Origin of the sequence: Maritalea sp. (assembly GCF_047634455.1) — a bacterium.
Classification (GTDB): Bacteria; Pseudomonadota; Alphaproteobacteria; order Rhizobiales; family Devosiaceae; genus Maritalea.
On the sequence record NZ_JBLIAI010000005.1, the window covers coordinates 79,473 to 97,991 of the forward strand.

The following is an 18,519-nucleotide window of genomic DNA, read 5'->3' on the forward strand; positions in this document are numbered from 1 at the left end:
TCGCCTAGAACGGAATAATACCAATTCCAGTCCAGCAGGCGTCTCATGTCCAAAACTGCAAAACAACAAATGCTCGCTGGCGAGCCGTTTCTGGCGGGCGATCCTGATCTGGTGACCCATGCTGTGCGCACCCGAAAAGTCATACGCCAGTTCAACCAACTTGACCTCGACGCGCCCGAGCGGATGGAACTACTGCGCACCATATTGGGCAAAGCCCCCGAGCAGTTCTGGGTCGAATCGCCATTCTTCGTTGAATATGGCGAAATGACCGAAATCGGCGAGCGCAGTTTCATCAATATCAATTGCACTATTTTGGACAATCACTTCGTAAAAATCGGCAGCGAAACCCTGATCGCGCCTAACGTGCAAATCATCACCGCAAGCCACCCCGTGCGTTCGAGCGAGCGTTGTATCTATCCATACCCAGACGAACCTGACCGGATGAATTTCATCAACATTGCCGCGCCCATAACCATTGGTGACAATTGCTGGATTGGAGCTGGGGCGATCATTTTGCCTGGCGTCACGATTGGCGACCGCACCACAATTGGCGCTGGCGCGGTGGTGACAAAAAACATCCCGTCGGACTGCGTGGCGGCTGGCAACCCAGCGCGAGTGGTTAAACAGCTTTAGCCCTTGGCCTGAGCCAGTGCCGCCTCAATAAGGGTGAACGCGTCGTCGCTGTTCCACTCGGCTGGGCCAACCAACACGCCCCATTCATGCCCATCAGGCCCGAGCAATAAGGTTGTGGGAAGTCCAAGCGCAGTGCCGCGCTGTTTCAAAACATCAAACGCATCAAAGGTTGGGTCAGCGTGCAACGGCAAGTTCTTCAAACCGATCTCGTCCATAAAGGCCTGGGCTTTATCAATGCCATCATCACCAACGTCCAGATTTATCGTTGCAACCTGAAAGCCCTGATCTGCATATTTGACGTGCAGCGCATCCAGCGCTGGCATTTCCGCTCGACAAGGTGCGCACCATGTTGCCCAGAAATTCACCAGCGTTACTTTGCCTTCAAACAGTTCAAATCCGACTTGCTCACCCTTGTCAGAAACGAATGAAATTTCAGGGTAACCCGCACCATTTGCGGTGGCACGAAATGCGGCTAACTCACCCTGCGCCGCCTCATCCAGAGCAACACGCACAGCCTCATTTGGTTGATAGGCCGTACCATTTTGCTCTTGGCCACCATTGCTAACCCAAACAGCGGTCGCTATAGCTACAACAACACCAATCAATGCCCCCATAGTCCACCTGTTGCGAGATGGTTTGGGGCTGTCATTGTGCGAATCCTGAGACATATTTTTTCCTAAAGAGAGGTAAGGCATGAGCAATCAAATGTGGGGCGGTCGTTTTGCTTCTGGACCAGACGCCATCATGGAGGAAATAAATGCCTCTATCGATTTCGACAAGCGCTTCTATAAACAAGATATAGAAGGCTCAAAAGCCCATGCCACAATGCTTGCTGCCGCTGGCATTCTTACCGAACAGGATAAGGATGCAATCGTTAAAGGTCTAGCCCAAGTCCAATCAGAAATCGATGCCGGGTCGTTCACTTTTTCGCGCGCGCTTGAAGACATTCACATGAATGTGGAAGCTCGATTGAAAGAATTGATCGGCGAGCCAGCAGGTCGTCTGCACACAGGCCGGTCGCGCAACGACCAAGTCGCCACAGACTTCAAACTCTATGTGCGCGACACAATTGATATGTTCATCACCCAGATCAAAACCCTGCAATTAGAAATGATCAACAGAGCTGAAGCAGAAGCGGACACCGTCATGCCCGGCTTTACCCACTTGCAAAGCGCCCAGCCGGTCACCTTTGGTCACCACATGATGGCCTATGTTGAAATGCTGGGGCGCGACGCATCACGTTTTCATGGCGCGCGCAAACGGCTGAACGAAAGCCCATTGGGTTCAGCGGCCTTGGCCGGCACATCCTTCCCCATTGATCGCGACATGACCGCTTCGGCTTTGGGTTTTGAGCGCCCAACTGCAAACTCTCTTGATGCAGTTGCAGATCGCGACTTTGTGCTTGAAGCCCTCAGCTGCGCTTCGATTTGCGCCATGCACTTGTCGCGCTTATCCGAAGAATTGGTGATTTGGTCTACCGCGCAGTTTAAGTTCGTGACCCTGTCGGATAAATTCTCCACCGGTTCGTCGATCATGCCGCAAAAGCGCAACCCGGATGCAGCCGAACTGATCCGCGCCAAAATTGGCCGCATCATGGGCGCACTGACATCGCTAATGATTGTGATGAAGGGCCTGCCCCTCGCCTATTCCAAAGACATGCAAGAAGACAAAGAAGTCGCTTTCGACGCCTTCGACAGCCTTGGCCTTGCGCTTGCCGCGATGACGGGCATGATCAACGATCTTAAAGTAAACCGCGACGCCATGCGCGCCGCAGCGGGTTCTGGATTTTCTACGGCTACGGATTTAGCCGATTGGCTGGTGCGCGAGGCAAATGTGCCGTTCCGCGATGCCCACCATATTACCGGGTCCGCAGTCGCACTGGCCGAGAAAAAAGGCTGTGATTTGGACGCCCTTACCATTGAAGACTTCAAAGAAGTCGATCAGCGCATCGACAGCCGCGTGTTCAAAGTATTGAGCGTTGAAAATTCGGTGAAATCGCGCACCTCCTATGGCGGCACCGCGCCAAGCAATGTGCTTGCCCAAGTGGCGCGTTGGCGCGAACAACTGACCGCTGGCGAAGAAGAATAAACGATGGTTCACCACTTTCAATATCGCAATGGCAAGCTGCACGCCGAAGACGTTGACCTGACCGAATTGGCGGGCGAGGTTGGCACACCGTTTTACGTCTATTCAACCGCCACCTTCACCCGTCATATAAGGGTAATGCAGGAGGCGTTTAAGGGCGTGAATACGCTCGTCGCTTACGCGATGAAGGCCAACTCAAACCAAGCCATGCTCAAACTTGTCGCCAAAATGGGCGCGGGTGCGGACGTGGTGTCGTTGGGTGAGTTGAAACGTGCGCTCAAAGCGGGTATTCCAGCCAACAGGATCGTATTTTCTGGCGTCGCGAAAACCCGCGAAGAAATGACGCTTGGCTTAGAAGCAGGTATCAAATGCTTTAACGCCGAGAGCGAGCCAGAGCTTGAGCGCCTCAACGAGGTCGCGCAATCGCTTGGCAAAATCGCCCCCGTTTCTGTGCGCATCAACCCAAATGTCGACGCCAAAACCCATGCCAAGATTTCTACGGGTAAATCTGAAAACAAATTCGGCATTCCGTTTGAACGGGCCAGCGCAGTTTATAAACGCATCGCTCAGTTACAGCATCTGGACGCCACAGGCATCGACATGCATATCGGTAGCCAAATTACCGAACTAGAACCGTTCGACAATGCGTTCAAACTGTTGGCTCAATTGGTAGCCGAGCTCCGCCAAGAAGGCCACAATATCCGCCACGTCGATGTGGGCGGTGGCTTGGGCATACCCTATGACAGCTCAAACAATGTGCCGCCCGATCCTATGGCCTATGCGCAAGTGGTGTTCAAGCACGTCAAAGATCTGGGGTGCGAATTGGTGCTTGAGCCAGGTCGCATGATTGCGGGCAACGCCGGGATTTTTGTTACCAAAGTTGAATATGTCAAAGAGGGCGCAGAGCGCACCTTCGTGATTGTGGACGGGGGCATGAACGACATGATCCGCCCCACCTTGTACGAAGCCTATCACGAAGTCTTGCCGCTTGTTGAAGACCATCAATTGCAGGAAAAGCGCGGCGACATTGTTGGCCCGGTTTGCGAAACAGGCGATTACCTCGCCCGCAACCGCCAACTGCCAGAAGTAAAGACTGGCGATTATATCGCCATCATGAGCGCCGGCGCTTATGGCGCGGTTATGTCTAGCACTTACAATACGCGCCCGCTATGCGCCGAAGTGCTGGTCGATGGTGATCGCTACCATGTGATTCGCGAACGCCAAAACCTAGATGCGTTGATTGATTTGGACAGCGTGCCGGAGTGGCTGGAATAGATAACGGGGCAAACTGCCCCGCTCCCAAGCTTGATTTACGCCGCCTTGTTCCAGCGCAGTTTATTATTATGCACGAAGCAGCTTCTGTTGAATCGCCTTAAGTCTATTGGGTTTGGCTGACGCACATCTACAAGCCCGGGGAAGTCTCTACCCGAATGCTCAAAAGCCCTATCAATTTGGGAAATGAGGATCAAAGTCACTTCTTGTTTTCGTGCAAAGCTCTGCAATTGCTTGAGCTGCACATCCAAGTCCGGTGTTGAGCGACGCTGATCCAATATCTGCAAATAGTCAATCACAACGACCGCTCCAGAACGCGCAATGCCCATGTTGCTTGTGATGTATTCAGCGCAAATATCATCTGATGTGTCGATGACTAGATTTGCGTTAGGGGATTGATTGTCAAATCCCATGTCACCCAACCGCGCATTCAGCTCTTGGGCATGATATTCAAGGGTAAAGAAGTAGGCATCATGCCCAGCGGCCATCTTAGAATAGGCAATCGCCAGACCGATTCTGGTCTTGCCATGTCCTGGTCGACCACCCAGCAAAACCAGATCGCCGGGCTGAAAAGATTGGGCCGCCTTCTCGGCGTCGGATACCCCATCGAATCTTGAAATCAATAAACTCCAACGGCTAAACCCTTCGCGACTAGCGATCTGGTCTAACGCCTGATGGAGTGAGACTTGTTCTTGCCGAGCAAGAAGTCTCGCCTGACGCTTTAAGTTGTGGATTGGCGCAGAAAGTTTCATATCAAAACCTCACAATTGCGGACCAACGACGCATTTCCCCCCTTATGCGATTGTCCCAATTATAAGACTTGAGATGTTGAACACCCCATATGCAATATATTTCCCTAACGGAGGGCGGCGGCACGGGTCAGGCCGTACGACCAGAATTTCAAACTCTGTGTGATTTGGCAAGTGGAGTTGGTTGCTATTGGCAACAAGTTTCGCACGAAAATCTGCCCACCAGCCATCAATCCGCTTTATGCCCCGTGCTTCTTCGCCAGCGTCATTTTTTCCACTGCGCGGCCTTCCAAGGCTTCAGAAACTTTCGCGCGAATGTCGGCCAACGTAAATGGTTTTGGTACAATATCATAAACCAAAGCATCTAGCCCATGCGCCCGCTCGCGTTGATCAGCAAAGCCGGTCATCAGCAAAATCGTGATGTCTGGATATTGTGCGGCAACGCTTAACGACAAAGCGATGCCATCCATCACGGGCATTTTGATGTCAGATAACATCAAATCAAACTGCCCTTCATGCTCCAACACCGCTTCAGCTGCCAAACCGCCATCTTCGGTTACAACCACATCATGGCCGTCCATTTCCAATGCCCGGCTCACAAAGCCGCGAACACTTGGATCATCCTCCGCCAATAAAATCTTTGCCATATCGCTACTCTCCTGCACTATCTTGGTTTGGTGTTGACGACCGTGAAAGATCATTCTGCCAATCCAAAAATTTTAGTTTTACACGTCGCACATCGTTTGGTGGTGACGACAATTCTGTTTTAAATTCAAACAAGCCACGGGCTTCAAGCACGGCCAACCCCGGGGTAGTATTCCATTCATAAATCACCCCCCCATCTCCATCTATCAGCGCCACCCGAATCGGCGGCAAATAGATCATGCGTTCAGTGACATTTTCAATTTTCGCACTCACAGTCAGCTCTTCATGACCATTGTTCCAAACACGATCAGTTTTCACTTCGGCAAATTCAAGGCCAACCACATTAATCGTCTGTCCGAATAGGCGATAGAACCCAGCCATATCCGGATAGAACTGCACTACCCGATTGCTAAAACCAAACAGCAGCACCACAGTGATCAATGCGCCACCAAACGCGATAAAACTGATATTTCGACGTAATTTGGCCATCGGCAAGGCACGAGAGATTTCGCGATGCCGCTTCGCAATTCGCCGAGAGCGCTTCATGCGTTCGATTTGTTGCCTTCGGCGCGCGGCATATGATGACAGCTCGACCTCATTGTCTTCATTTAGGGAGTTCATCACATCTTGCGCGGCATCAATTGCGCTTTCCACCGCTTCGCGCCCGCTTTTCGTGCCATCATCATCATCGCCAAACGGATCGTCATCGTCGGGAAGTTCAAAATCACCAACACGTTTGGGATCGCCATCGGCGGCGGCCTTGTCTTCCTCAGCCGTAAACGAGATATCCAACGCATCTTCGTCTGCTGCGGTAACTTTTTTCCCTTTAGGCTTCTTTTCTTTTGGCGGTTCGTTCAACGCATCGCCCAAAAGAGCGTTGAAATCGTCCTCCACCAACGCTTGCGCATGCCATGACCTAGTGCAGTTGGCACACTGCACAGACCGACCCTGATCGCCGATCGCTTGCGCGGCAACTTCATATCGCGTGCTGCAATTTGGACATACAATAATCATTTAATGCGAACCGATGCAAAACTTCCGCCCCAAATGTAGCGCTGATTATGTTAACACTCTGAAAAAACTGGTAGCGATTGAGCACCAAATTGCACATCGCTGATAATATAGTTTCCAAATAGTGATTCGGGAGTAGGTCTTGATCAAATTCAAAAATGTCGGACTTCACTACGGGGCCGGCCCAGAAATCCTGAAAAACCTCAATTTCAATATTGATCCGGGATCATTTCACTTTCTGACGGGGCCATCGGGTTCAGGCAAAACATCGCTTTTGCGCCTGTTGCTGTTGTCCATACGCCCGACTGTGGGCGAAATGAAAATGTTTGGCAAAAGCACCTCAGACCTTGGAAAATCCGAATTAATGCAAATGCGTCAGCATATCGGCATCGTTTTTCAAGAATATCGGCTGCTTGAGCATCTCACGACATTTCAAAATGTGGCTCTGCCATTGGTGGTTCGGGGTGAGCCCGAAAGTGCATATAAATCCAATGTCGAAGAATTGCTCGACTGGGTCGGCCTAGGCCACCAAATGCATGTCCGGCCTGAGCTTTTGTCAGGCGGGGAAAAACAACGTGCTGCCATCGCGCGCGCCGTGATCGCCAAACCTGATTTGCTGTTGGCGGACGAACCCACCGGCAATGTTGATCCGGAATTGTCTGAACGTTTGTTGCACCTTTTTGTCGAACTTAACCGCATGGGCACCACCATCATTTTGGCGAGCCACGAGCTTCACCTCTTGAACAAATTCAAGTTTCCGCGCTTGCAACTGCAAAATGGAGGCATCAATGTCTCTCATTAGTCAAATGCTGTCAAAATCCAAAACATCATTTCCAATCGTTCCGCGCCAATCCATCGCTGGGCGCACTTTGGCGTTTCTTGTGGCCATCATGACCTTTTTGAGTTGTGTCACCTTTGGTGCGGTCTATTTGGTGCAAAACTCAACCATGGCCTGGTCGTCCGAGGTCGGGCGTGAACTCACCATTCAACTGCAGCCAGTTGAAGAAGAAAAAATGTTATCGGACATCCGCACAGCCATCAGCCTAGCTCAGCAATCTGGCGGTGTCGCCCGCGCATTTGAACTCACAATTCAAGACAGCGCCGAATTGCTTAGCCCCTGGCTTGGCGAGAAGTTTGACATTAGCGCCTTTCAATTGCCGCGCTTGGTGGTTGTGCAATTGGCCGACCCCGCAAAGTTTGATCTGGAAGCGCTAAAATCAAAATTGGCCAGCGCCATTCCCGACGCCAGCGTGGACACACACGCCTTATGGCAGCAACAACTTAATGCTATGGCAGGCACCGTTGTGCTATCGGGCGGGTTAGCGCTCATTCTCATTCTCACCGCCACCGTGTTAGCCATCGTATTTGCCACCGGCGGTGCCATGGCCACCAATCGGGAAATCGTTGATGTTTTGCACTTTATTGGCGCAGGTGACAGATATATTGCCGGCGCTTTCCAAGAACGCTTTTTGGCAATCGGCATGCAGGGCGGGTTTTTTGGCGGTGCGATGTCCATCGTCTTTTTCTTTGTGGCCAGCACCATAACAAGCGCTATCCTGCCCGCGCAAAGCGCCACACAGGTTGAATTGCTGTTTGGCCAATTCACGCTCGGATGGTTGGGTCTATTGGGTCTGGTTTTAGTGGTGGTCACCATCGCCGTCTTGACCGCCATCACGTCCCGGATCACAGTGCACCGCTTTTTGGCCCAAATCGCTCCTTAGAACCAAATTGCTCCTAGAACCAAAATGCTCCTAAAACGAAGGCTATACCGATGATTATCCAAGCCATCAGGTCGATGATTTTTTATGCTTTATTCATCAGCTATACCGCGATTTTGGCCATTCCCCTCGGTCTATATTCACTGGTCGGCCGCAAAATGGCTGGCTGGTGGGTCGTCAAAATATGGTATTTGGGCAACCTATTTTTATTGCGTTGGGTCGTGGGCATAAAAACTGAAATCACGGGCCAGGAAAACCTGCCTGAGGGACCGTTTATCATCGCATCCAAACACATGTCCGATTGGGACATATTTGCGCTGTTGCCCGCAACCAAAGGTCGCCCAACATTCATCGCCAAAAAAGAACTTTTGGATATCCCGTTCTTTGGCTGGTGCATGCAAAATTTCCACACCATATCTATTGATCGAAAGAACGGCCAATCAGCCCTGCCCCAAATGGTGAAGCAGGGCAAACAGGCAATTGCTCGCGATTGCCGTATCGTTATTTACCCAGAGGGCACCCGGCGCGCGCCGCTTGACGTAGCCAAATACAAGTGGGGTCTGGCAAAAATGTACGAAGCCCTGGATGTACCCGTCGTACCTGTCGCGGTTACATCGGGTCTTTACTGGCCGCGCAACTCACTGATTCTGTGGCCAGGCACGGCCCGCGCAAAATATCTGGAGCCGATCCCGTCCGGGATGGAACTGGACGCTTTTCACCACCTGATTCAGGAACGGATTGAACCGGTGACAACCAAAATGTTGATGGACGACATCGATAAGGGAATCGCGCGCACCATCACCCCAGCCCTTCAAGCAAGAATCGACGCACATCGCCACTAAATACACCATATATTGACATTTTACCTATAAAAACCCATATATGTAGCGCTGCCCTATTTGAAGGATTGACATTGGAACAAGTTTGTTCTATTTTTGTTCTTCTTTTTGCAGGGCATGGAATCGGGGAATGTGAATATGTCAGAAGCAATTCGACGACTTAATCTGCGCAATTCCGATCAATCCACGGATTGGCAAGGGCGCACGGGCCGCATTTATGTGCTCACCAAAACCAACCTCACAGACCTGAACATGGCCGGCAATCAACTTTGCCTTTTATCCAAGCATAATGACGTTGGCGAAGATGCTTTATGGGTCGGAACAGGCGACAACCTCATCCACGATGAACAGAGCCGCCGCGCGTTCTTAAAAGCCATCCATATCGCAGATGATGCCTATGTGCTGGAGTTAGCGGACGATGAAATGCCCCCTTTGACAATGATTTGGGATTTGGAGGCAGCCCACCGGAACCCGGAGCGCGACGCCGCTTGAGATAGCGGCTAGGGTCTGAACTCAATTGAGAAAAGGTCTGGATTGGGTTCAGACCCTAGTCACCGTTCACCAATGCATCATGCAGCCATTTCAAGCCCTCATCTTGTATATTCATTTCATGTAAATGTGCATAAGTGTTGATCACATATTCAGGGTTCATGCCCGAATTGCCGACGCCTTGACGTACCAAACGCAATTGTTCTTCGCGCGGCAAACGCCCCGCATATTGGCGGTGACGCCTATCCGCCACAAACGTTAGCGCTTTAACTGAACGGCCGTCCGCCAGCGCAATTTTTCGCCAACTCTCTTTATAAACATCATTACCCTGCTCACGCTCGCGCAAATAGGCGTGGGTTTTTTCCCAATTCGCACCATCGATTTCAAACGCCATGCCCCGGCATGCGCCGCCTTGATCAAGTCCAAACACCAAACCAGGCTGCGCCTCGGTGCCGCGATGGGTGAAGGAATAAACGCACAATTGCCGGTGCAACCCCCGCAGCAGCGCTTGGCGCGCATCGACAAATTCAAAGCCAGGCCGCCAAATCAGTGAGCCATAACCAAACACCCAATAACTCATATTCTGACCAATTTTCCAATGCAATGACATTCAATGTGTACCGCCATAAGAACAGCAAAGACTTCGCACAACAACCCGATTTTCACATCGATTTTCGCCATTTTGAGTGACAAGAAACCAAAGCCGCGCTAGACCATTTTACATGACCAAATTCAAAATCCTCATCGCCATTGTCCTCTTGCTTTCCCTCGCTTACACGAGCGCTTGGTTTTATGGGGCAAACATTGTTGGCAGCGAATTGGACCAGCTGGCAACAGCTGGCGCACAGCCGCGGGTTTCCTGCGCCAATCGCTCGATTACCGGGTTCCCATTTCGTTATGATGTCACCTGTACCAACGCGCAACTGGTTGACGGCGACGACCAGATTACGGTCCAAAACGTCAAAGCGACAATCCGTATCTACAGCCCAACCCACGTCATTGCTTTCGCCGATGCACCCATTTATTGGCGCAATGACTTCACAGGCAGTGAGCGCGAGCTTGAATTTTCAAGCCTCCAATTAAGCGCCCGGCTGAATTGGAGTTTCGACCTCGAACGTGTTTCTGTAATTGCCCAAGATATTAAATGGTCAGACAGCTTAATCACACCGATTGAATTGGCAAATGCCAAGAATATTGAAGCCCATCTGATCGCCACCCAAAATGCGGATAACGGTTTGCAGGCATTCTTTCGGATTACCGATGCAAATTTAATTGAACTCAACACCCAAAATGCCAATTTGGCCATTGAACTCGAAGCCACAGCACTCGACCGGAATGTAATGGGGTGGCAATATCCGCGCCTGCTCAGCAACTGGCAGCGCCAAGGTGGCGAACTGATAGTTCACGCCCTAGATTTCTCCGCAAAAGATATGCGATTTACCGCCAATGGCGCGCTGAAACTGGACGCACAAGGTCAACTCAATGGCCAGGTAACAACCCAATCCAAAGGCTTGGTGGAACTGTTTGATCCTGAGGCATATGGCTTGCTTGCACCCACAATTTTCGGCCTGGCAAACGCAGATGGCGAGTACAAATCGCTTTGGCAAGCAAATGCTGGCACCGTCAGCATTGGCGTTGCCCCACTCTTCTTCGTGCCGGCTTTATTTTGATCTAACGCTTTGGCTACACTTGGTTTTCATCGTCCTCATGCACCACCACATGACGGCCAAAATCCGGGGCATCCGTTTCTTGACCCGCATCAATGATTGAGCGGCGAATATTGCGCGTGCGGGTAAATAACTCCTCAAGCATTTCCCCATCGCGAAACCGAACTGCCCGTTGCAGCATCGACAAATCCTCTGAAAAGCGCCCCAGCATCTCCATCACCGCTTCGCGGTTGGTCAGAAAAACATCCCGCCACATTTCCGGGTCCGAGGCCGCAATCCGGGTGAAATCCCGGAAGCCCCCTGCGGAGAATTTGATCACCTCTGATTTGGTCACACTTTCCAAATGATCGGCGGTGCCCACAATATTGTAGGCGATCAAATGCGGTACATGGCTGGTAATCGCCAAAACCATATCGTGATGCTTCGCATCCATGATTTCTACATCACTACCCAAAGCCTCCCACAAGGCTTTCAGTTTGCCCAAAGCCTCAGGATCAGTCCCCGCAACAGGCGTCAAGATGCACCACTTGCCGTCAAACAATTCCGCAAAGCCGGCCTCTGGGCCCGAATTCTCAGTGCCCGAAATCGGGTGACCCGGGATGAAATGAACATGGGCAGGCAAATGCGGTTTCAGCGCTTTGACAACATGCTCTTTCACCGACCCAACATCGGAAACAATGGCACCTTCACTCAGATGGCCCGCAATCGCTTTGCCAATCGCTTCATAGGCCCCAACCGGCGCACAAATGATCACCAAATCAGCGCCCTTAACCACAATTGTTGGATCAATCGAATAACTATCGCCAAGCCCCAGTTTTTCAGCTTTATCGAGGGTGTTTTGCGACCGTGTCGAAATAGCGATATGCGCGGCAAGGTGCTGGTCTTTAACGGCGCGCGCGATGGAGGAACCGATAAGCCCAATCCCGATCAGTGCGATTTTTTCAAACATTACAATATTCAATTCGTGTTCATGCCATGCAGTACCTGCATGAGTTTTGTCATATCTTTATCGTGACCAATGGATATCCGCAAAGCGTGTGGCAGCCCGTATGAGCCCATCTCGCGCACCACCAACCCTTCGGCCAGCAGCGCTTCAAACGCATCTTGCGCTGTGTGGCCCGGTTCTTGCGAGAACTCAGTCAACACAAAATTGCCCTGACTGGGCCGCGTACGAAACCAGTTGGACTGCAATTCAGCCACCAATCTGTCGCGCAGCCGTTTATTGTGGCTCTTTAACTGCGCTGTGAACGCCACATCGCGCACCGCTGCTTGTGCCGCTTCCATTGCAGCTCCATTCACGTTGAATGGCCCCCGCAAGCGATTGAACCCATCCATGAAGTGTTCTGAACCATAAAGCCACCCGACCCGCAAATTGGCGAGGCCAATTTTGGAAAAGGTGCGGGTGACAACCACGTTTTCATGCTTATCCACCAGATCAAAGCCAAGCTTATAGTCTGCCGCATCCACATATTCCGCATAGGCCGCATCGATGACCAACACCACATTTTTCGGCAGCCCAGCATGCAACCGATTTAACTCGTCAGCATTCAAATAGCTTCCCGTTGGATTGTTGGGGTTCGCCAGATAAACCACTTTGGTTTTCTGTGTCACAGCACCCAACATCGCGTCCACATCAGTTTTTAGGTCGGTCTCCGGTGCGAAAACCGGGGTGCCACCTGCACCACGCGTCACGATAGGATAAACCAAAAATCCGAATTGGCTCATCACAGCCTCATCGCCAGGTTGAATATACAGCTGCGCAATCAGGTGCAACAACTCGTCAGAGCCCGAGCCAACACCAATCCGCGCTGGGTCCAACCCATGCACGTCGCCAATCGCGTCACGCAACTTTGTTGCAGCTCCGTCCGGATATATCGCCAAATTCTGTGTATGGTTTTTGTAGGCTTCTTGTGCCTTTGGGCTAGCGCCCAGCGGACTTTCGTTGGCGGACAATTTAATTGGCTCAATGCCCGGTGCGGCCTTGGATTTGCCGGGCACATAAGCAGCGATTTCCAAAATGGATGGATTAACCTCAGGACGGTTTGACACTTGAACTGCTCGTCATTTGTTGAACTCTATTTGCAGCGCTGCACCTTAAGGTCCTCGAACCAATTGCGCAAAGCAAACCAGCATCAATCCGTTCGGTTTTTGACCAATTGAACGATTTGACTGGTATTTGAATGAACCGGATAGGCAGGCTGAGGCACAAAACCGGGCATTTTGACCACCTGACGCACACGACGCTTACGGGTTACCGCCGGGAACATTTCTTTGCGCGCGCGCACCACCAGCGCCCCGGCAAAGGCTGGACCAGCAAACCGGCCCAATCCTTCAAATATTCGTGCTGCTTTCAATATCGGGCCAAAATTGCTTGGCGGCAAATACAGCGCCTCGCGCCAAACTTCGGGGGTGAAAGAATGATCTTGCAACAAGCTATGCAATTGATTGCGCGAAAATGGATGGCCATGCCCAAACGGGGTATTGTCGCGCTGCGCCCAAAGCCCACGCCGACGCGGCACCACAATCACCAGGCGAGCACCGGGCGCTGTCACCCGCCACAACTCCTGCATAAGCTCTTCTGGCTCGCGCGCAAATTCAAACAAGTGATTGGCAATTACCAAATCCACCGCGCTATCGGTAAGGGGCAATTCAGACGGATCCACCAACGCCGTGCAACTGGCCTGATCTGCGGGCCAAACCTGCGCGCCTTGTCGGGCGGGCATAAACGCCATTACGCGCTCGGCCTGTTGCGTGACACGGCTCAAATATGGTGCACAATAGCCCAGACCAACAACCCGTTGCCCGGCAGCACCACCAATCATTTGTACCATAACCTCTTGTAAGAGACGCTTGGATATCCGACCCAGCGGCGACCTGTAAAATTGCAACAATTCGTCAATGGCAACAAACATCAATTACCAGCTTTCACTTTTGGCCCGCTCAATTGTGTGCACTATGCATTTATGCGCGACTTTATTAAAGTCGGTTCTCGCCTGTTCAATTTCAAGATCAGCAAAAGGGGACATAAATTGTTCAAAATCCATCAAGTTCCGGTTTTAGAAACCAACTTTGCACTGATCCTTGAATGTCAAACCACTGGCGAGGTGGCGCTAATTGATGCACCAGAAGCAGAATCCATTTTGGCCAAATGCGATCAGTTGAAACTGACACCGACAAAGATTTTCGTTACCCATCATCACGGGGACCATGTGGATGGCATCGCGAGCTTGCGCAAACATTTTGATCTCACCGTGTATGGCCCAATGGCTGAAGCTGATCTAATCCCCCAACTCGATATTAAGGTTGAACCAGGCGCGATGCTGAAATTTGGTTCGGGCCATCTTACTGTTCTGTCAGCACCGGGGCATACGTCCGGCCACATCGCTTACTTTTTGCCCGAGCAACCCACCCTTTTTGCAGGCGATGCCCTCTTTTCATTGGGCTGCGGCCGGATGTTTGACGGCCCACCAGACCAAATGTGGCAAGGCCTAAAGCGGCTTCGTGATCTTCCTGACCAAACAATGCTCTATTGCGGGCATGAATATACTTTGTCCAACAGCGCATTCGCCCAAACCATTGACCCCGACAATCCAACGCTTTTGTTGCGGGTTGAACAGGCCCAAGCCCAAATTGCTGCGGGATACCCCACATTGCCCACTTTGCTAAGCATTGAAAAACTGGCCAATCCGTTCTTGCGCGCTGACCAACGGATTATTGCCGAAAAGTTCGGATTAAGCGGCACCAATCCGGTCAAGACCTTCACCGCGTTGCGCAAAGCCAAAGACCAATTTTAACCATGCCACCGCAATTCTGGGGTTAAAAGTTAACAAATCCTTTATAATTGGCACGCTCATTGCAATATAATGGGTAAGAGCCATCAATTCTGTCCCAAAATGAAACATGGCTCGCGATTTTTTTGCGGAGCGCGTCATGAGTATAGACCAAAACGGCACAACCCGGCCCAATTCGGCACAAAACCTACCCGTGGTTTTGGAGCCCGCGCCCCGTCGTCGTTTTTACAATGCAAATTACCGCCCAGACGCATCGTTTGTGGCACAAGTGCTCGCGGGCAAATCCAACACACCAATGTTCCGCACCAAACGCCGTGCCAGTGTGGGCGAAGCGCAATTGGCTTACATTGAGAACAACCAACGCAAAATCGTGCGCATGCCCGTTGGCTATTTGCGCACGCTGAGCGCCTAACTGTTAATCTAGGGTCTGGACCCTAGGATTTTGGCCCGACCATTTCTTCCGGCTTAATCGCTGCATCAAACGCCTCACCACTCATTAGGTCTAGCTCAATCGCAGCGTCGCGCAGCGTTTGACCCATTTTGTGCGCATGTTTGGCGATTTTTGCGGCGTTGTCATAGCCGATATGCGGATTAAGCGCGGTCACCAACATCAATGAATTGTTCAGGTGATCTTTGATTCTGTCTCGGTTAGGTTCAATGCCAACCGCGCAATTGTCATTAAAACTCCCCGCCGCATCTGCCAGCAATCGTACTGACTGAATAAGATTGTAGGCCATCACCGGCTTATAGACATTCAGTTCAAAATTGCCCTGACTGCCAGCGAAGCCAATCGTTGCGTCATTCCCCATCACCTGCACACAAACCATCGTCAGCGCTTCACATTGGGTAGGGTTCACTTTGCCCGGCATAATGGAAGAGCCCGGTTCATTTTCGGGCAAGCTCAACTCGCCCAGCCCGCAGCGTGGGCCTGACGCCAGCCAACGCACGTCATTGGCAATTTTCATCAACGCAACCGCCAACTGCTTAAGCGCCCCGTGGGTGCCAACAAATGCGTCATGCCCCCCAAGATAGGCAAATTTATTATCAGCTGTTTTGAAATCCAAACCCGTCAACTCAGCGATTTTAGCGGCAACCTTTTGCGCATAATCTGGATGGGTGTTCAGCCCAGTACCAACAGCGGTACCGCCAAGGGCCAATTGCTGCATTTGCCCCATCGTGGCTTTTATCGCAGCCAAAGCAAAATCCAGCTGCGCGACCCAGCCGCTCATTTCCTGCCCCAGTGTCAAAGGCGTCGCGTCCTGTAAATGGGTGCGGCCAATTTTGACAATGTCAGCAAACCGCTTCGCCTTATCATCAAGAACATTGCGCAAATCCGAGATCGCCGGAATAAGCTGTTGTTCAATCATTTGCACCCCGGCAATATGCATGGCGGTTGGATAGGTGTCGTTTGAGCTTTGAGACTTGTTGACGTGATCATTCGGGTGAACCGGGTTTTTTGACCCCATTTCACCACCCGCCATTTCAATCGCACGATTCGAAATCACCTCATTCACATTCATATTCGACTGGGTGCCCGAACCCGTTTGCCACACCACCAGCGGAAAATGCTGATCGAGTTTTCCTGCAATCACCTCATCCGCCGCCGCACAAATCAAATCTTTGATTTCGCCATCCAATGTTCCCAATTCATGATTGGTCAATGCCGCCGCTTTTTTCAAAAAACCAAAGGCGTGAATCACCTCAATCGGCATCCGTTCGGTGCCAATTTTGAAGTTCATTTTTGATCGGGCAGTTTGCGCGCCATAATAGGCACTTGTGGGTACCTCGATGTCGCCCATCGAATCACTTTCAATGCGAAAATTCATAACTATCCCCTAATGCCCGCCAAAATTGACGTCGCGTGACGCCGACCGGATCGATACTGAAAACCCCGCCATGAGATCAACCAATGACATGACCATACAGGTGAAAAACAATGACGTTGCCGCCGCCGGCACCAACAAGAACTCCACCAGATAGGCGATAAATACAAAGGTCGAGAGCATGTGATCCATGATCGAGGAATTGCCCACTTTGGTCGATTTGAGCACCTCAACAAACAAAAGGATCAGCGCCAATACCACTAACAAGTCGCCCACACTTAATGTCCAAATTGCACCCGATACCATATCAAGCGACATAACCGGCGACGACCAGCCATTGGCCTTGTCACCAACAATATCAAACGCCACCAGATTATAGATGATCAGCGGCAGCGACAGCAGCGGGATTTTCCAAATCATAGGACCGTCCTTTGATGGGTCGAATTTGTTCCATCATTTCCCTATTTGGCAGGTGAGGCAAGGCCAATTGCCTATATGTCATTTTGGATCGTACAGTCCGAACCTAAGCTTTTTAAAGCCCCCCCACCCTTAATCCCTCCCCACCAGGGGGAGGGAAAGAGAAACCGAGGCCGTGCGCCACCACAAACACCATCGGCTTCCTCGGACTTGATCCGAGAGTGATAAAGCAAGAAACAGGCATGCCCCCGCACGGTTTTCCGGCGGAGTTCGAACAAATTGCAGAAGCGCGAGGCGTTTGAAATCTCGTCTTGGTAATCAGTTTAAAAATGAGACGTCAAACGCCTCGCGCCATTGGCTTTTGCTGTGAATTTGAAACGGCCCGAGGTGCTAAACCCTTTTATCCCCTTGCTCAGCGCTCCATCAAAACTGTTTTGATCGCCATGATCATTTGATGAGTGCCAATTGGCACAGGTGGAAAACAATACCCACCAAGCGTCTAACAAGCTGCCTTCGGCGTCAGGCTGGACATTTCAAATCAACGCGAACAACCAACGTCTGATTGTTCGGCCAATTTCTTCTCTTTAAGGAAGGTGAAATCACACCCCCCGCATTGACGCATATCACCAATTGGCGGGGGTGCCGGGGTCGGCAGCAAAGCAACCAACGCCGGCGTGAAAAAACTCCTCCTCGCCGCGCCTTGTTCGTCAACAAGCTGCTTTGGCTTCAAAAGAAGATGCCCTAAGTGTGACACAGGTTTTATGGGCGGGGATAAGTTTTTATGTTTTCTTTCCGCGCCGCCGTCGCGAACTGCGTTCGCTTCCCCGGCGCCCCCGCCAATTGGTGCACTTCACTAATGCAAGAAAACACACGGCCTCAACCACCAACACCGCATCCTGAGCCTGTCGAAGGATGAACGAACGTGCACAGCATACATGGTTCGACAGGCTCACAATGAGGGCAGAGGGAACATGGGGGGGGAACATTTGAAAACAACCTCTGGCTGTCCCGAACCTGATCCGGGATCAACTTTTATCAGCCCCCCAAAACAACGTAATGACCTGTGAAGACTAACCACCGCCTCACCTCGCCCCCCACCCTTAATCCCTCCCCACCAGGGGGAGGGAGAATAAGCAGTGCCAAGATGTAACGTGCACCCCTCGCTGCGCCCTGACGATAAGTGACCCCGGCTCAGCCTGCGTGGCACGAACGCCACTTAGTTGTCCGGGGATGCCACAGGGGTTTGGGGAACATTTGAGAATGAGACGGATGGCGAAGCTCCAAGGATGTAAGGGTGAGGGGTGAAGTTTCAGAACAATCTCTGATTGTTCACGAACTTAATCCTGGACCAAAACAAAGGCACGATCACCCAGCGGCACA

General features: G+C 51.5%; 20 protein-coding genes. 10 read left to right on the forward strand and 10 right to left on the reverse strand.

All coding sequences use genetic code 11. From position 1 onward, the window contains the following. Positions 1 to 45 precede the first annotated feature (45 nt). On the forward strand, positions 46 to 633 hold the full coding sequence (locus ACJAZW_RS03270; protein WP_415155437.1) for a sugar O-acetyltransferase: 588 nt from the start codon (positions 46 to 48) through the stop codon (positions 631 to 633). On the opposite strand, the gene ACJAZW_RS03275 is transcribed toward ACJAZW_RS03270, so the two are convergent. Beyond that, on the reverse strand, positions 630 to 1,301 hold the full coding sequence (locus ACJAZW_RS03275; RefSeq protein WP_415155438.1) for a TlpA disulfide reductase family protein: 672 nt from the start codon (positions 1,299 to 1,301) through the stop codon (positions 630 to 632). The genes ACJAZW_RS03270 and ACJAZW_RS03275 overlap by 4 nt on opposite strands. A 25-nt stretch (positions 1,302 to 1,326) precedes the next feature. On the opposite strand from ACJAZW_RS03275, the gene argH reads away from it, so the two are divergent. Beyond that, positions 1,327 to 2,721 (forward strand): argininosuccinate lyase, encoded by a 1,395-nt coding sequence (gene argH / locus ACJAZW_RS03280; RefSeq protein WP_415155439.1) that lies wholly within the window; start codon positions 1,327 to 1,329, stop codon positions 2,719 to 2,721. 3 nt (positions 2,722 to 2,724) lie between these two features. Further along, entirely contained in the window at positions 2,725 to 3,993 is a 1,269-nt protein-coding gene (lysA, locus tag ACJAZW_RS03285; protein ID WP_415155440.1) for a diaminopimelate decarboxylase, read from the forward strand. Positions 3,994 to 4,028: 35 nt separating this feature from the next. Here the strand turns inward: lysA and ACJAZW_RS03290 are convergent, their stop codons facing one another. The 3 genes from ACJAZW_RS03290 to ACJAZW_RS03300 form a co-directional block, all read right to left on the reverse strand. Next, positions 4,029 to 4,742: a DNA helicase gene (locus ACJAZW_RS03290; RefSeq protein ID WP_415155441.1), complete on the reverse strand. Its 714-nt coding sequence runs from the start codon at positions 4,740 to 4,742 to the stop codon at positions 4,029 to 4,031. Between the two features lie 236 nt (positions 4,743 to 4,978). Beyond that, positions 4,979 to 5,386 (reverse strand): response regulator, encoded by a 408-nt coding sequence (locus ACJAZW_RS03295; protein WP_415155442.1) that lies wholly within the window; start codon positions 5,384 to 5,386, stop codon positions 4,979 to 4,981. Between the two features lie 4 nt (positions 5,387 to 5,390). After that, positions 5,391 to 6,398: a zinc-ribbon domain-containing protein gene (locus tag ACJAZW_RS03300; protein ID WP_415155443.1), complete on the reverse strand. Its 1,008-nt coding sequence runs from the start codon at positions 6,396 to 6,398 to the stop codon at positions 5,391 to 5,393. 139 nt (positions 6,399 to 6,537) lie between these two features. On the opposite strand from ACJAZW_RS03300, the gene ACJAZW_RS03305 reads away from it, so the two are divergent. The 4 genes from ACJAZW_RS03305 to ACJAZW_RS03320 all read left to right on the forward strand — a co-directional run bounded on the left by ACJAZW_RS03305 (position 6,538) and on the right by ACJAZW_RS03320 (position 9,444). Continuing rightward, positions 6,538 to 7,197 (forward strand): cell division ATP-binding protein FtsE, encoded by a 660-nt coding sequence (locus ACJAZW_RS03305; protein ID WP_415155444.1) that lies wholly within the window; start codon positions 6,538 to 6,540, stop codon positions 7,195 to 7,197. Further along, on the forward strand, positions 7,184 to 8,116 hold the full coding sequence (locus ACJAZW_RS03310) for a cell division protein FtsX (protein ID WP_415155445.1): 933 nt from the start codon (positions 7,184 to 7,186) through the stop codon (positions 8,114 to 8,116). The genes ACJAZW_RS03305 and ACJAZW_RS03310 overlap by 14 nt, the downstream gene beginning before the upstream one ends. A gap of 50 nt (positions 8,117 to 8,166) precedes the next feature. Next, positions 8,167 to 8,955 (forward strand): lysophospholipid acyltransferase family protein, encoded by a 789-nt coding sequence (locus tag ACJAZW_RS03315; protein ID WP_415155446.1) that lies wholly within the window; start codon positions 8,167 to 8,169, stop codon positions 8,953 to 8,955. Between the two features lie 135 nt (positions 8,956 to 9,090). After that, a complete protein-coding gene (locus ACJAZW_RS03320; protein ID WP_415155447.1) occupies positions 9,091 to 9,444 on the forward strand; it encodes a hypothetical protein in 354 nt (117 codons plus the stop codon). 55 nt (positions 9,445 to 9,499) lie between these two features. On the opposite strand, the gene ACJAZW_RS03325 is transcribed toward ACJAZW_RS03320, so the two are convergent. Then, entirely contained in the window at positions 9,500 to 10,021 is a 522-nt protein-coding gene (locus tag ACJAZW_RS03325) for a gamma-glutamylcyclotransferase (protein ID WP_415155448.1), read from the reverse strand. Between the two features lie 142 nt (positions 10,022 to 10,163). Between ACJAZW_RS03325 and ACJAZW_RS03330 the strand changes: the two genes are divergently transcribed. Then, entirely contained in the window at positions 10,164 to 11,111 is a 948-nt protein-coding gene (locus ACJAZW_RS03330) for a DUF2125 domain-containing protein (protein WP_415155449.1), read from the forward strand. Between the two features lie 13 nt (positions 11,112 to 11,124). On the opposite strand, the gene ACJAZW_RS03335 is transcribed toward ACJAZW_RS03330, so the two are convergent. The 3 genes from ACJAZW_RS03335 to ACJAZW_RS03345 form a co-directional block, all read right to left on the reverse strand. Next, entirely contained in the window at positions 11,125 to 12,057 is a 933-nt protein-coding gene (locus ACJAZW_RS03335; RefSeq protein WP_415155450.1) for a prephenate/arogenate dehydrogenase family protein, read from the reverse strand. 8 nt (positions 12,058 to 12,065) lie between these two features. Beyond that, entirely contained in the window at positions 12,066 to 13,157 is a 1,092-nt protein-coding gene (gene hisC / locus ACJAZW_RS03340) for a histidinol-phosphate transaminase (RefSeq protein WP_415155451.1), read from the reverse strand. Between the two features lie 83 nt (positions 13,158 to 13,240). Further along, on the reverse strand, positions 13,241 to 14,020 hold the full coding sequence (locus ACJAZW_RS03345; RefSeq protein ID WP_415155452.1) for a methyltransferase domain-containing protein: 780 nt from the start codon (positions 14,018 to 14,020) through the stop codon (positions 13,241 to 13,243). Between the two features lie 117 nt (positions 14,021 to 14,137). On the opposite strand from ACJAZW_RS03345, the gene gloB reads away from it, so the two are divergent. Both gloB and ACJAZW_RS03355 read left to right on the forward strand, forming a co-directional pair. Then, positions 14,138 to 14,902 carry a hydroxyacylglutathione hydrolase gene (gene gloB, locus ACJAZW_RS03350; protein ID WP_415155453.1) on the forward strand — a complete coding sequence of 255 codons (765 nt, stop codon included), beginning with the start codon at positions 14,138 to 14,140 and terminating at the stop codon, positions 14,900 to 14,902. 136 nt (positions 14,903 to 15,038) lie between these two features. Further along, complete coding sequence (locus ACJAZW_RS03355; protein ID WP_415155454.1) at positions 15,039 to 15,311, forward strand: hypothetical protein; 273 nt, start codon at positions 15,039 to 15,041, stop codon at positions 15,309 to 15,311. Between the two features lie 22 nt (positions 15,312 to 15,333). On the opposite strand, the gene fumC is transcribed toward ACJAZW_RS03355, so the two are convergent. After that, positions 15,334 to 16,725, reverse strand: a complete 1,392-nt coding sequence (fumC, locus tag ACJAZW_RS03360; RefSeq protein ID WP_415155455.1) for a class II fumarate hydratase — start codon at positions 16,723 to 16,725, stop codon at positions 15,334 to 15,336. A 9-nt stretch (positions 16,726 to 16,734) separates the two neighbouring features. After that, positions 16,735 to 17,142: a hypothetical protein gene (locus ACJAZW_RS03365; RefSeq protein ID WP_415155456.1), complete on the reverse strand. Its 408-nt coding sequence runs from the start codon at positions 17,140 to 17,142 to the stop codon at positions 16,735 to 16,737. Positions 17,143 to 18,519: the final 1,377 nt, after the last annotated feature.